This window comes from Chryseobacterium polytrichastri (genome assembly GCF_900142445.1).
Lineage (GTDB): Bacteria > Bacteroidota > Bacteroidia > Flavobacteriales > Weeksellaceae > Chryseobacterium > Chryseobacterium polytrichastri.
Genome location: NZ_FRAV01000011.1, coordinates 108,656 through 123,872, shown reverse-complemented (window position 1 = coordinate 123,872; position 15,217 = coordinate 108,656). Strand labels below are relative to the sequence as shown.

Below are 15,217 nucleotides of genomic sequence, written 5' to 3'. Positions count from 1 at the left end.
ATGTAGAATTTGGTTTTCTTCTTCAAATTTTACAATCTCAAAATATTCAATCAACAGTTCAGGTAAAAATAATTTAAGCAGTTCGGCATCATTTAGCATTATACAAAAATAGCATTTTTTATTTTCTCCCCAACTTTTGAGACTGATCCAAAAAGTTTAGATAATCTAAAAAGGAAAAACGATTTATCTCGCACACCTCTCAGTTGTAATCTGAAGTTTTTTATTTTGGCATTGAAAGACTCAGCTGCCGCATTCGTGCTACGAGCATTAAAATGGAGTTGCTAACTTTGTTAGGACAGGATTTTTATACTCTTAACTTTAAGAGTATGAAAAAAATAATAACAGCTGACTTTATATCTATAGTTCCTGCAGTTTTTTGTAGGGGGCTTTTTCTTTAAATTTTAAATAAGAATTGTTTTTACGACTATTAGAATGATAAAAAAACTAGCACTGTAATGCTAGTTCTTCTATTTTAAGTTAACTCAAACCATATTTTAAGAGTAAATTTATTATCATTAACTGATGTAATATTAACTTTTTCTTTCCAATTTTTTTGATAGGAAATTAGATTTTTAGTCAAATCATAAAACCTTTCAATTTGAAATACATTTGCGTACGAAACTTGTAGATCATTAATTACATTTCTTCCACCTGATAAAAGAATTGATATGGTTTTGTTACCCGGAAAATAATTGTTAAGTTCTACTTTTATATCTTTATTTTCCCAAAATACTTTTTCTGCAATTCCTTGAATTTTTTGTTGAATACTATTTTCCATTGTGTTTTTATAATGATGATTGTTTAAGTTTTCTATAATCCCACGGAGAAATTGCTTTACTATCGGTTCCAAGCTCTAGTTTATTTTGTTTAACACTTGCTTCTAAATCTCCTAAGCTTTTATCTGTGTGTGTTTTAACACGGTCTGTCATATGTTGATGAGAAATTGCCAGCTCTATTTAAATCTACTTCAATGTAAGAAAATCGTGAGATCTTCCCTCTATAATATCTTTCAAATGGCTATCTAGAAATAAAAAATGGCCATTTACAATCGCTACATCTCTAAATTCGTTTATTTTTGTTAGATTTTGTATTAATAATGCTAGTATGGGCTTTATTCCTCCTTATTATAAGGTAATAATAACCCCTAATTAAACCGCTACGATGTACTTTTCTAGGTAATTAATGACGTCGTAATTTGGCTGAAACTTCTTTATATTCTGGAGTACCTGCTTCAAAATAATAGATGTTTTTGATTTCCAACCAAAGAAAATATTGGCATATAGTAATATCTATCACCTTGTCATTCTCAAAAATGAATATTATTTCATCATTAAAAAGGCTGATCTGAAGTTTCCTATAAAACCAAACTTCATTATCCGATTTTTTGGACGGAACTCCGAAAATCATTCGAATTTGATTTTTAGACTTATTTAGATTTTCGTCAATCAACCTTTTGAGTTTTTGTATTTCTTTACCCATATTTAAATATTTTGTCGGTGTTTTTTTTGCTTTTGCAAATCCCTAGATATTAATTTACTTCAAAGAAATAATCCTACTTCATTTATAATCTCCGCCATTTGCTTACCGTATTTTCAGAGTGCCTTTTTTTGAAAAAACAGCTTCCAAAAATGGGAAGCTGTTTTTTTTTTGAATAATCTAAATGCTTATTCTTTTATTAATTTGAAAGACTGAGTTTCATTATTTATCTGTAGTAAATAAATACCAGCTGGTAAATCTGAAATGCTGATCGCAGATTTATTCTTAAGATCTGAAGCAGATTTCACCAAGACTCCGCTTGTATTGTAGATTTTGATCTGATCTAGTTTTTGCTGAGAGCTGATGTTTATAATATCTTTAGCAGGATTAGGATATATACTGACTTTGTTTTGGTTCACTTTGATATCATTGGTAGCTAAAAATGTAGAACAAACCACCTGAGTAGGAACACTTGTCTGTGCTGTTGCGCCATCACCGTTACCTAACTGATAAAGGTTATTTGCACCCCAAGCCCAAACTGTAGTATCATTCTGAACTGCTCCGAAGTGAAAACCACCCACTCTCAATGCCAAAGTTTTCCAGTTATTACTGGTTCCTACCTGTTGAGGCGCCAAGTTATTAGTATCTGCAGCTGCCCCTCCTGTGATCCCGTTATGATTAATTCCGAATGCATATATCGTGTTATCATTTTTCAGGATTGCTGAAGCATCCCAAGAAGTAGCGATCTGAGAATAGTTTGAAGCAGCTTCTACAGCCTGCGGAGTTCTGAAGTATTGTGCTCCAGCTCCTACAATTCCTAATCTTCCGTTAGCGCTGTATCCCCAACCAAATAGTTTATTATTAGTTTTAAGTCCTAATACATGGTAAACGCCACAAGAAACATCTTTCCAGTTGGTATCTGTTCCTATTTGTACAAAATTAACTGATACTCCACCTGTAGCGCCAGTTCCAGTTTGTCCTTCCACATTAGTTCCTGCTGACCATAATGTGCCATTAGTTTTAATACCGAATGAATTGTAATATCCCGAAGAAGCTTTTTCCCAGTTTGTAGCAAGAGAAGATTCTTGCTGCCAAGTATTATAGTATCCTACACTAGTACCCATACCTAGGGCAGCCGATTGATTATAACCAGTACCCCACATTGTACCATCATTTTTTACAATCATTGTGTGGTGATATCCTGCTGAAAAAGATTTCACGTTTGTAGAAATCATAATAGGAGAATACTGATTGGTATTATTCCCATTTCCTAAATTCCCATATTGATTGTCTCCCCATCCGTACAGATTGTTATCGGTTTTCTTTGCCAAGATAAACCAACGCCCTACAGAGATATCTGTCCAGTTGTTATCAGTTCCTATCTGGGTTGGGTACTGTAGTATGGTAGTAGTACCAGAACCGTTACCGAGGATACCATTGATATTCTGCCCCCATACCCAAAGCGTTCCGTCTTCTTTCAGACCAACACTGAAGGTTTCTCCCTGTGAGAACTTTTTCCATCCGGTTAAGGAGCACTGAGCAGTCACCATACTGAAGCTCGAAAAGATTGTCATAAGACAAAGTATTACTGTTTTCAACTTGTTTCCAAAACATGTAATTTTTAACATAGTTTTTAATTTTTTGGGTTAGTAAAATGTTTAATTGTTATAATGAATAGATTTTAAATAGGCAGGGTCAAAAACATCTAAATTCTGAAGCTCCCATCCTGGTGTTGCCGTTTCGTTAATCGTATAGGTAAGAAAAATTAGATTCTTGTCCTTTTGCATCATTCACAGTTTTAGTTTTTTTATACTTTTATTTCAATAAGTAAGAGGAAATATTCTTATTGGAATCGGGAACAATATTACTGTGATATTTTAGAGTTAAATAAAAGATGTTATAAGCAATTCTGTAATTCTGATACGAATTCTTATTTTACAAAATAGAGTATTTGATTTTCAGTTGCATACGGATTGGTGGGTAGATTCACCGTATAAATAAAAACTGCTTGAAACAACGGTTTTTGGTAAGTAATATTAGCTGTTTTCTAACCAGAATGATATCACTAAATCAGCGATTCTGCTGTGTAAATTGAAAATTAGATAGGGCTACATTTTGTTAGATTAAGGATATGAATCAGAATTTTTTTCAGTAAATCTAAAACTCATCACATTACGATGGGTTTAAATCTCTTATTTAAATTAAAAAATGAATCCTTATTAAATATTATCCTCATTACGGTTTTGGATAAAATACGAAGGTGTCACACCTTGAATGCGACTACAAAAACCTGAGGCAATCCATATCTGCAGACCTCTGCGAGATAGCTTATTTTATAGCTTCGATACTTTGCTTCATTATAGAGTTAATGAACAATGTAGTTAATCTTTAAACCATTAATGTAGCTGCTGAAACTCTTATATTTATTGGTTTTAATAATTTCAGAGAGATATTTAGAATTGGTATTTAGTTTACTGGATGCTGTAATTATTGCAATGAATGCTAAAACAGCAATGAGGGTTAATTGCTTTTTGAATATTACTAAATAATGATAACATTCAAAATTATATATTCACAATTAAATTAAACAACTCTATATGGTATAGAACATTTATATAGAGAGATGATTGATAACAAAATTATACTAAAATAACATGACTAATCTCTAAACCATTTCGGATTGGATTGCAATTATAGGACTTTTTATAACATTAATACTTCATCAAAGTCCAATAGATTAGAATATTGTATCGCTTTACATTTTGTATAAAGGTATATTATTGTTGTTCAGTAATTTAGTGCTGATGGTTATAAAGAGAGTACCTTTTTCATAATTATCACTCATGTTAAATTAATTAGGAGTAAACTAAATTTTTTTTTGCTTGTAATATATGGTTAACAAAATTTATCCTTAGATAATATACTATTATTGTATTTTTGATCTACAATTCATCCTAACCAGAAATCTTAAAAAACTAAACCATATTCTGATGAAACAGAAGTTCTACTTACTATTTATCTTCTTTTCTTTTCATATTACTTTTGCACAAAGTACTCCTGCAGAAACTGAAATCAGTAATAAATTAAAAAAAATTTCATTAACAACTAATATTGATCTTAAAGAAAAGGAGGCTAGTCTCCTTCAATTAAAAGCGCAATCTGAAAATTTAGATTATAAATTAGGTATTTTAATTAGTGGCGATTACTTAATGAAACTATACTTGGGCCAAGGTAAGAACAAAGAGGTTATTAAGTTGGGAGATCAGCTAAAAATAGTAGCAAAGAATGAAAAAGATACTAAGGGCTACATATCAAATATATACAGTAAAAATGCTATTGCTTTGGGGTATTTGGGATTAGCTGATGCGAGTTTAAAAGATCTCAAAAAAGCGCTAAATTATGTAGAAGAGGTTAAGGATAGAAGTACAAAGTTTTATCTTTTATCTAAATTTTATCAAGATATGGGATTACAGTATAATCTCAAACGATTTGAAAACAAAAAATTAGGAGACTCACTAGTATATACTTATAATAAAAGCATTGAAATGGCAAAGCAAATCAATGATAATAGTGAGGCAATAAGTAAAGATGTGAAGTATGATATGGTTGGCTTCAGCTATATGCGCTTAGGAATGTTCTATTTGGAGCAAAGTGAGAATATTAAAGGGGGCTTAGCGATAGCAGAAAAATATCTTCTAAAGGGATTAGGTATTTATCAAGATAAAAAATATTCTTTACCACCTTCTAATAAAATTATGATTCTAAATCAGGTAAGCTGGCTTTATATGGAGAAAAAAGAGTATCAAAAATCGATTGATTATGCAATACGCGCCTTGGAATTAGAAAAACAATTCAGAGAGCCTGAACATAGGGTAGAGTCTTTCGAGTTTTTAGCAACCTCTTATCTTGAGCTGGGAGAAAAAGAGAAGTCTAAATTTTATATGACAGAATATTCTATTTTAAAAGACAGTATAGCTTATGGGAATAGAACTGATGCCAACGAAACAATAACAAAAATGGTGTCGGAAGTTGACAATGAGCATAAAGAAAGTTCCAATAAACAATTAATTATCATTGGATTTTTAGCGCTCATTGCAACAATAACAGCATTCTTTATCTGGAGAAGAAACAATAAGAAACTACGTAAGAATTATGAGCACATAATAGAAAAGCTGCGACACGAGCCAATACCGAATAAAATACAAGTTAGCAATACAAACAATACAAACAGAAATACTATTTCAAGTGAAACTGAAGAAAGAATTCTCAATCAGCTTGAAGTCTTTGAAAATTCAGAAGGATTTCTTAGAAAAGATCTCAACATCAGTATGCTCTCTATCGAACTAAATACGAACGCCAAATATCTTTCTGAAATTATTAAGAATAAAAAATCTCATAGTTTCAGCAGTTATAGTAATAGTTTAAAGATTAACTATATCGTTCATAAACTATATAATGAAGCAAAGTATCGAAGCTATAAAATTAGCCATCTTGCAGAAATATGTGGATATTCTTCTCCTCAGGTCTTTTTTGTAGCTTTCAAAAAAATAAACGGCGTAACACCTTCTTATTTTATTCAGAGTCTTAATGAAGATAAAATTTAATTGTACTTAGTCTAAAGCCAGATAATTCATATCATTTGCCCAGTACAGAATTTGTTATTTTTTATCCTTAATTTATCATTTCGAAAATAAATCAATTTTCAGCTATCATTTTAACTCTTCTATATTTAGCACCTAAAACAGAGAGTAATTTTTTAAATGTATAGATGAAATTTTTGCACATTCTCATCTCAAATCTAAAAGCCTGTTTAAACTAATTAAAAAATTTAACCACAAAAGATACAAAAGCTATTATTGAATCATTTAAAGTTGAACTATTTGAAAACAAAGCTTACAAAAGAATAAAAATCAAAGATTTTTTTAAACTTATGTGTTCTTGTTTGCAGTTCATTATGAACTTAAATAAATAATATGCTAATCTTTTATCTCTTTTGTGGTTAAAATAAAAAGTTTAGACAAGTTCTAAATAACAAAATCCATTGCTTGCGATGGATTTTGTTATTTATGTTCCTCAAAGAACAAGTGAGATTTTAATTTCACTAAAATTATTGCTCTATAACTATACTAAAATGGGCTATAATTTCATATTCGTTCTTGATTATATTAATCATTTTCTCCTTTGATTATCTTTTGTTGAAATGAGTAAAATGCTGTAAATCAGATGTGTTTATTTGTATAACAATAATTCGTATCAGAATTACAGAATTGCTGATAGCATCTTTTTTTTTACCGCAAAATATCCCTGTAATATTGCTCAGGATTTCAATAAAGGACATTCCCTCTTACTTGTTGAAATGTAATTTGTAAAAACTAAAACTGCGAATGATGCAAAAGGACAAGAACCCAATTTTCCCAAATGTAGCACAAACTACTACGTGGAAATTGGGTCTCTTTTTTTCATTATTCCTACTTCTTACTTCAAATTCTGTTTTCGCTTTTTCAGATAAGTTTTCTTCTGGAAATGGTGTAGACTCTTTTGCTATTTCGTCAGCTGATCAAACATCAGAAACAGGAATTCATATTGTAGAAGGAGCGATGGTGTATGGAATAGACAATTTTTCACAACCATTAAAGTCCCCTTCATCTTCCACTAGTAAACCTGATAAGAAATTTGGGAAGAAAAAATTAAAAGTAATTGCACGGAAGAAAACGGAGGCTCTGATTGAAAATAAAATTTCAAATCCGGAAATCACGGTATATGTCTCAAAACATCCGTCAGACAGTTTTTTTCAAGGAAGCAATGATTATATCAAAGTTGGAACTATTACAACCGACAATACTTTCAAATTTGTTGAGTTGATCAAAACGTATGATGTTGTAATTCCTATTCTATATAATAAAAAGTTCTATTACATATATTCTTTTCCTTTTATAAAGAGTATTACAGACCGTTATAGTTTTACAAGACCTCCACCTGGTACATGATCTTAATATATAATTAAGTAATAAAATATGTTAACCGGGATAAATCTTTCTTCTAATAGATTGATAAGGTTGAAGAGAATCTTAATCTCCAAACAATTTTTTACAGAATCTTTTCGTAATTCAGGTTTAAGCTAATCATGCTGAATCTGAAATATATAACTAAAATAAATATCGAAAATATGATACATGAATATTTTCTAAAAATAATAAGCTTTGCATTAATTTGCATAATTGTTCCGATATTCGGGCAGTCACCGGGAGGAGTAGTTCCGGCAGCTTGGTACAAAGCTGATGCTTCGGGTACATTGTTTTCGGATGCAGGAGTTACTAGCTCAGCTAATAATTCTACAGTATATCAATGGAATGATGCTCAAGGGAATGGATTCAATCTCCTGCAGGCAAGTGCAGGATTACGCCCTACATTTTCAAATAGTACCACATTAGCAAATTTTAATCCGACTGTTACATTTCAGAGTAAATGGATGGAGTTTCAGCCTGGAACTGGGGTAAATATCATAGACCGTACAAACGGTACATTGTTTACTGCCGGATATATGAATGTATTAAATAACTGTGGTATTTTCGGATTCGATTCTACAATGGATTATCCGGGATTACATACTTCTAATAATGGATTAAATAACTTGCTTTTTTTTACAGGTGGTCCTGGCTATCAAGGAGTAACTAGTAATAGCTTTCAGAATAACTTTTATTTTACAGCTGGTGCAAATTGGCAGAACGGAGCGGGTACAAATGCTTCATATGCTGCTGCTACAGTATCATTAAACGGGAACAGAACAGATTATTCGGGAAGCCAACTGCAGAATGCTGTTCTTGATGTTAATGCAAGAGATATTCGTGTAGGTGGAGATACCAATTACGGTTCTATGAATGGGCAGGTAAACGAAATGCTGATCTTTGAGAACAGGCTTACTGCAGATGAAATGGATAGGGTGGAGTCTTACTTATCAATTAAGTATGGAACTACGTATGCTCAGGGAACTAAGGATTATAAAAGTTCATCTAGTGCTGTAGTCTGGAATGCTTCAGGAAACACAGGCTATAATAATAACATTGCTGGGATTGGAAGAGATAATATGTCTGCTTTACATCAGAAACAGTCTAGAAGTATTAATAACATACAAAAATTAATTATTGGAAATGGAAATTCTTTATCAGATACTAATGCTCTTAATTCTAATTCATTAACGGATGGGCAATATCTGATTTGGGGAGATAATGGGTTGAGACAAAATCCTTCTGTAGCTTTGGCTAATCCGGTTGCTCCGGGAGGTGGAACTAATTATCGTTTTGCATCTATTTGGAAAGTCCAAAACACAGGAAGTGTAGGTACTGTTACAATAGCATGGCCATCAACAGGATTTGAGAATCTTCATTTGGTTCGTTCTACAGATGCAACAATTGATGCCACGGATACTTTTGTTCCGATGACTGGAACTACGACAGTAAATGGAATTACTTACAATACAGCAACGGTAACACTTGCTAATGGAAACTACTTTACTTTTGCTGCCTATGTTCATGCTCCGGGAGGTGTGCTTTCTTCACTTTGGTATAGAGCAGATAAAGGATTAATACCTGCAACAGGCGCTGTAACTACTTGGACAGATTATTCCGCTGGTCAGGTGCCTGTAATTCCGGCATTATCAAGTACAACATCAGCTCCGTCTTCAGTAGATGGGATTGGACTTAATTTTAATTTTAATCCAGGAGTAACATTTGTAGCTGCAAATGCTTTAGGAAACTCATCTGTACTGAATGCTGTTTCCAGCACCAATTATTCGATATACACCAGCACAACACCGGTTACAGGCTCGGGTTATGACAGGGTAGTTGGATTAAATTATTCAACACTTACAGGAGGTAATAAATATGACAGCCCAGGAATTGCTGCTGTTAATATTAACATGAGGGACAACGGTGCAGGTTCTCATATTAATGCTGCTGTAACACCTGTTGCTGCTCAATATACACAGCTAAGCAATACATCCATTGTAAGAAATAGCTTTACCAATAACCAATTTCAAAGAGCTCTTAATGGTGCGGCAGTCATTTCTAATATGGCAATGACGGCGCTTACCACTTGGCCGGATGTAGGAATTGTATTGGGAAGAAATGCAAATGATGGTGGCGATGACAATGGTTCTGGAATGACTATGTCTGAAACGATTGTTTTTGATGGTACACTTTCTGCCAATGATATCAATAAGGTTGATTCATATCTTGCCATTAAAGGGGGGATAACATTAGATGTTACTAATACGCCGAACTATTTAAGCAGTAGCTCTACGAATGTGTGGAGTGGTTCTGTGAATACGGGCTACAATAATAATATTTTTGGTATTGCTAATGATTTTGTTTCCACATTGCATCAAAAGCAGTCTAAAAGTATTAATGCAGGACAAAAATTAATTATTGGAGCGGGAAGTACTTTGGCTAATACGAATGCTCTTAATACGAACAGTTTAGCAAATGGTCAGTTTCTAATAGTTGGAGACAATGGGTTGAAACAAAACCTTACGACTCCTATCAGTGGAATTACAGGAGTTAATTACCGTTTCGAATCTATCTGGAAAGCTCAGAATACGGGTGGCGTTGGAACAGTGCGTATCGCTTGGCCTGAAGGATTAACTGCTATTCGATTAATTCAAAGTTCGGATGCTGTTTTTGACGCGACAGATACTGCTACAAATATGAGTGTAAATACACAGATTGTAAACGGTGTCACTTATAATTATGCAGATGTAACACTGGCTAATGGTCAGTACTTCACTTTTGCAGGTTTTACACAGGCGCCTGGAGGAGTTGTAGGACCTGATTTCTGGGTAAAATCAGATGATTCCGGGGCTATTGCCACAGCATGGAAAGATAATTCTCCGAATGCAGACAACATCCCGAATGTAGGAGGGGTTACATTATCGCCGGCGGACAGAAGCCATAACTTCTATCCTTACACTACTGGATATACCGCTTCTAAATTCTTTTATAATTCTGCTTCGGTAATGAATCCATTGGGTAATGTAGAATTGCCTAATACCAATACTTCAGTTTTCTCGGCAGTAAGACCAACTAGTGTTAATGCAACAGGACGTATTACAGGTATTGATGATGATGCAACATTTGCTGCTGAACCAGCATTTTCTATTGCTAACGGAAAACCAAGACAATATGAATTTTTTGCAACTACAACTTCTTCAGATTTTTCTACAGCTTTCAATGTAGGACAGTCTAATGTATTTTCGGCATTAGCTAATAATACCATTGCGAACGGAGGAACTTCATCTATTGCCGGAGGAGAAAAGAGATTAGGTCTTAATGGTACTTATGAATCCTTTTCAGGTTTCGCTGCGGCAAACAGATTCCAAATTTATGGTAGAAACCTAAGAATAGGTCAAGCCGGATGGGATGCTGGAGGTGCTTTCGCAGGAGATATTATGGAGATCGCATGGTATAACCGTACCTTAACGGGCAATGAACAATCAAGAGTGAATTCATATCTTGCCGTAAAGAATGGTGTTACTCTAAATGAAAATTATTTATCTACAGCAAGTACTGTGGTATGGGATAAAACAGGGAATGTTGGGTATAGCAATAATATCTTTGGTATCGCAAAAGATGATTTCACTGCATTGCACCAAAAACAGGCAGGAAGTGTAAATAATGGTCAACAGCTTGTTATCTCTACAACAGGATTTGCTAACAGCAACGCCTCCAATAATATAGGTTTAGCTAATGATCAACAATTTCTGATGGTAGGAGACAACGGATTAAAACAAAGTCTTACAGTACCTATTAGCGGAATTACAGGAGTTAATTATCGTTTTGAATCTATCTGGAAAGCTCAGAATACAGGAAGTGTCGGAATAGTACGTATAGCTTGGCCTGCAGGTTTAGAATCCATGAGATTAATTCAGAGTACGGATACAGTCATTGATAATACAGATACCGTAACAGATATGTCTGTAAATACACAGGCTGTAAATGGTGTTACTTATAACTATGCAGATGTAGCATTGGCAAATGGTCAGTATTTTACTTTTGCGGCATTTGCACATGCTCCGGGAGGGGTAATCAACGGATTAAGCCAATGGTACAGAGCAGATATTGATGCTACGAACACAGGAAATACAACCGATGTAACTTCTTGGAAAGATTATTTCGGAGGTACAATCGTCACTCAGATGCCAGCTGTTGCATTACCTAAATATAAAACGGGGGCTGCAGCTTACTTTAACTTCAATCCGGGAATCAACTTTACAGCAATTACTCAAGCGTTAGGGAATAATACTGTTCAAACGATTACCAATACCAATAATGACATCTTTACGGTAACAAAAGAAGGAATGACATCCGCAGGAAGTCCGACTCCTCACTTTTTCAGTATTACAGAAAATAATGCAACTACTACTATTGCATCTTGGGATTACACAGGATTCTGGCCTGTTAGCGCAACGATCGAAAGAAGAGTTGTGGGAGGAGGAACACAGTTTGTGAACTCCAATATAAATTTTGCCACTGGTATTCCTAGTATTATGTACAATACTTTTACTGCTTCAACATTAGCAAGAGGATTGAATGGTGCTGCCAATGGCGCTACTGCAAATAATACTGCTGTAGGACTTGCTTTGGGAGGTCACGTATTTGGAGATACACGTTTTACAGGTAGTGGTAGCGACAACGGAGGTATTGTAGGAGATATCGGAGAAACCATTATCTATGGTGGAGGAAATATTACTGCCGCTGAAAGACGAAAAGTAGATACCTATCTAGCGATCAAGTATGGGATTACATTAGGTCGTGTTGCGACAGATAATTATGTCTCTTCTGAAAATGCTGCCATTTGGAATGGTGCGCTGAATACAACTTATAACAATAACGTATTTGGTCTGGCTAAGGATGATATTTCATCTTTACATCAGAAAGTTTCCAAGAGTGTGAATGCCGGAACGATTCTTATGATGGCTACAAACAATGATTTTGTATCTCAGAACATTGCTGCATCAAGAGCGTTATTATCGGGAGATCAAAAATATTTCCTGACTGGTGATAACACAGTTACGGCAACACCTTTAGTAGGTGTAACGATTTCAGGTAATCCTGCACAACGTATCCAGAGAATCTGGTTGTCGCAGAGAACAAGTACGTTGGGCAACGTTTATTTTGCAGCTAATCTTACAGCTTACGGAACGGGCTTTGCGCCAGGGAACAACATTCGTATGTTTGTGGCAGACGATGCTGCATTTACAGTAAATGTACAATCTATAGCAGGTACTTACAGTGGAAACCAATGGGTTTTCAATAAGAGCTTTGATACTGATGCTACAGCAAGATATATCACTTTCGGATCAGAACTTCAGCCTCAGGTACTTTGGGTGAAAGCGGATAAAGGTGTAAATACTGCCTCTGGAGTTCCTGCAGATAATACTCAGATTACAACATGGTATGATCAGGAAATCGTAAACGGAGCTCAGGATGGAAGTACGCCTACTACTGATCCGGGAGAACTAGGAGAAGTACTTCTTCCTACACTACCTTTCTATAAATATAATACTACAGACAACTTTAATTTCAATCCTGTTGTTAACTTCTCTAACACAGGAAGAGGTAATGCTGTTCAGTTTACAACTCCTACCCTTGGAAGTCAAACAATCATCAGTGTATTCAAAGCAGCTGGTTTTGGATCTAGTTTTTATAATAATATGTTGTTATACGGAGGTGATGTTTCAAACCCAAGTGCTGGAGATCCTGCACCTTTAAGAGCGGATATGTCCTTTGGTGTTTCCGCAGGAAGCTTCCTTTCTTTCGGAGGAGGTTCTGCAGGTGATTATTCTTATTTGGGAAACCTAGGACTTCAGACACAGACCTCTATCGGTACGTTGAAAAGAAATAGAATAGGTGATGAAGAAATTTATTACAGTACTTATGGAAACGGTTCTAATGATATCCTAAACCAAAATGCTGATCCTACCAACACCAGAACGGGTGAAGGCAGATTATTAAGCGGATTGGTAAGAATAGGTAAACATTTCTCTGCAACAACTACACTTAATGCGCCCGATGGAAGATTGGATGGTTCTTATGCGGAACTAATAGTTTATGACAAAGTTCTATCTGATTCAGAAAGAGCAATTGTAGAATCTTATTTGGCTGTGAAGTATGGTATTACGTTAACAGGAGGTACAGATCAGTTGGGAGGTACTTTAGGAAACTTGAATTATCCTTATGTGAGCAGCGCAGGAACAGTGATTCGTGCATCAGATCTAACGTACAAATATGATGTATTTGGTTTGGGGAGAGATGATTATTACGGACTTAATCAACGTATTTCTAAATCCAATAACGCAGGAGATATATTGACGGTATCTATGAATAATGACTTTACCTCATTAAACCTTAATGCAGCGCGTACAACAATCGACGGAGATCAGGAATTCATGCTATTTGCCAATAACAAAGGCAGTGGAAGCGCAGTTGTTGAACAGACAACGGAATTACCAGCGAACGTAGGACGCAGATTAGACCGTGAATGGAAAGTAGCTCAGGCTAATACGGATGGAACAGATATCTCAAATATTTCATTAAAATTCAACTTGGCTGGAGTTACTTTAACAGGAGCTAATGCAACGAATGTTATGCTTTTGGTAGATTCAGACGGAGACGGAGATTTTACTACGGGAGCGGTTCAGGTGATTCCTGCTTCAACATATACTGCAGGTTCAGCAGTATCCTTCAATAATATTGTTCTTACTGGTGGGCAGGTGTTCACTTTAGGAATTGCTCAGGGACTTTGTTATAAGCCTGGAGCTGTTGCAGGCGCTGGAAATCCATCTCTTCCTGGTAAGATAGGAATTACTTCTTTAACAAGAACAACTGCTGAGAGTACAACAGATAACTGGCCGGCAGTTCGTACAGGTGCATGGATGGTTTTAGAAGCTAAAACTAAAGGTTTTGTAGTGAATAGATTGACGTTTAATGCTTCAGGGAATCCTGTAGGAATTCCGCCTGCAAATTTTGTGGAGGGAATGTTATTGTATGATACTACCAACAAATGCCTGAAAATGTATACTTCACAAGACGGAGGAACCTCTTTTGCATGGTATTGTGTTGCAACACAAACTTGTCCGGATTAAAATAATTCAGAGGTTGAGAGATAATATAAAATCTCAACCTCTTTTTTCAAAATTTTAAATTAATCATCATGAAAAAATTAATTATAGTATTAATAATACCTTTTGCCATTTCTGTTCACGCACAAATCGGAGTGAGCAGACCCGATGTTGCGAATGGTTCGGTCTCAATTCAATTCAGCGATGCTGAAAACAGAGGAATTGTTCTTCCGTATGTTATTGATAAAAGCTCAATTGTACAAAACGGGACGATGATTTACGATATTACAGATCATAAAGTAAAATATTTAAAAGATACCAATACGTGGTTTGATTTAAGTATTGATGCCTCTGGAGTTGCAGATGTAAGCATTCAGGGAAATGATAAAACAGAACAGCCCGGAGCCAAGGTTTCTATCGATACAAGAGGGGGAACTGATACTACTTCAGGAATTCTGGTTCTTGTTGATAGTAACAAAGCAATGGTTCTGCCTAAGGTTGCCAGTCCGCATCTTAATATTATCAGCCCAAGTGCCGGGATGATGGTGTATGATACAACCAAAAGACAATTAGCAGTATACAACGGTAATGTTTGGAGCTTTTGGAAACCTTAAGCAATAATTTTTA

The 15,217-nt window shown here is 34.9% G+C and carries 9 protein-coding genes; 4 read left to right on the top strand and 5 right to left on the bottom strand.

Annotation, left to right across the window (positions count from 1 at the left end):
* Positions 1-472: 472 nt before the first annotated feature.
* The 5 genes from BUB80_RS09080 to BUB80_RS23990 all read right to left on the bottom strand — a co-directional run bounded on the left by BUB80_RS09080 (position 473) and on the right by BUB80_RS23990 (position 3,263).
* A complete protein-coding gene (locus BUB80_RS09080; RefSeq protein WP_073292614.1) occupies positions 473-778 on the bottom strand; it encodes a hypothetical protein in 306 nt (101 codons plus the stop codon).
* 7 nt (positions 779-785) lie between these two features.
* The gene (locus tag BUB80_RS23605; protein WP_175549584.1) at positions 786-929 is read right to left on the bottom strand and encodes a hypothetical protein; all 144 of its coding nucleotides are present in this window, start codon (positions 927-929) and stop codon (positions 786-788) included.
* A gap of 250 nt (positions 930-1,179) precedes the next feature.
* Positions 1,180-1,479, bottom strand: a complete 300-nt coding sequence (locus BUB80_RS09075; protein WP_073292613.1) for a hypothetical protein — start codon at positions 1,477-1,479, stop codon at positions 1,180-1,182.
* A gap of 185 nt (positions 1,480-1,664) precedes the next feature.
* The gene (locus tag BUB80_RS09070) at positions 1,665-3,104 is read right to left on the bottom strand and encodes a T9SS type A sorting domain-containing protein (RefSeq protein ID WP_083547127.1); all 1,440 of its coding nucleotides are present in this window, start codon (positions 3,102-3,104) and stop codon (positions 1,665-1,667) included.
* Positions 3,105-3,134: 30 nt separating this feature from the next.
* The gene (locus tag BUB80_RS23990; protein WP_262484435.1) at positions 3,135-3,263 is read right to left on the bottom strand and encodes a hypothetical protein; all 129 of its coding nucleotides are present in this window, start codon (positions 3,261-3,263) and stop codon (positions 3,135-3,137) included.
* A gap of 1,203 nt (positions 3,264-4,466) precedes the next feature.
* Here BUB80_RS23990 and BUB80_RS09060 point away from each other — a divergent pair.
* The 4 genes from BUB80_RS09060 to BUB80_RS09045 all read left to right on the top strand — a co-directional run bounded on the left by BUB80_RS09060 (position 4,467) and on the right by BUB80_RS09045 (position 15,204).
* Positions 4,467-6,080 (top strand): helix-turn-helix domain-containing protein, encoded by a 1,614-nt coding sequence (locus BUB80_RS09060; protein ID WP_073292611.1) that lies wholly within the window; start codon positions 4,467-4,469, stop codon positions 6,078-6,080.
* Between the two features lie 783 nt (positions 6,081-6,863).
* Entirely contained in the window at positions 6,864-7,463 is a 600-nt protein-coding gene (locus BUB80_RS09055; protein WP_073292610.1) for a hypothetical protein, read from the top strand.
* A gap of 179 nt (positions 7,464-7,642) precedes the next feature.
* Positions 7,643-14,614, top strand: coding sequence for a DUF8202 domain-containing protein (locus BUB80_RS09050; protein WP_139262628.1), 6,972 nt, complete (start codon positions 7,643-7,645; stop codon positions 14,612-14,614).
* 68 nt (positions 14,615-14,682) lie between these two features.
* Positions 14,683-15,204, top strand: coding sequence for a hypothetical protein (locus BUB80_RS09045; protein WP_073292608.1), 522 nt, complete (start codon positions 14,683-14,685; stop codon positions 15,202-15,204).
* The last annotated feature ends 13 nt before the right edge of the window (positions 15,205-15,217 follow it).

Coding starts and splice junctions, on each gene's coding strand:
- BUB80_RS23605 (WP_175549584.1), bottom strand. CDS start 929: ATGACAGACCGTGTTAAAACACACACAGATAAAAGCTTAGGAGATTTA.
- BUB80_RS09045 (WP_073292608.1), top strand. CDS start 14,683: ATGAAAAAATTAATTATAGTATTAATAATACCTTTTGCCATTTCTGTT.
- BUB80_RS09075 (WP_073292613.1), bottom strand. CDS start 1,479: ATGGGTAAAGAAATACAAAAACTCAAAAGGTTGATTGACGAAAATCTA.
- BUB80_RS09080 (WP_073292614.1), bottom strand. CDS start 778: ATGGAAAATAGTATTCAACAAAAAATTCAAGGAATTGCAGAAAAAGTA.
- BUB80_RS09060 (WP_073292611.1), top strand. CDS start 4,467: ATGAAACAGAAGTTCTACTTACTATTTATCTTCTTTTCTTTTCATATT.
- BUB80_RS09050 (WP_139262628.1), top strand. CDS start 7,643: ATGATACATGAATATTTTCTAAAAATAATAAGCTTTGCATTAATTTGC.
- BUB80_RS09055 (WP_073292610.1), top strand. CDS start 6,864: ATGCAAAAGGACAAGAACCCAATTTTCCCAAATGTAGCACAAACTACT.
- BUB80_RS09070 (WP_083547127.1), bottom strand. CDS start 3,104: ATGTTAAAAATTACATGTTTTGGAAACAAGTTGAAAACAGTAATACTT.
- BUB80_RS23990 (WP_262484435.1), bottom strand. CDS start 3,263: ATGCAAAAGGACAAGAATCTAATTTTTCTTACCTATACGATTAACGAA.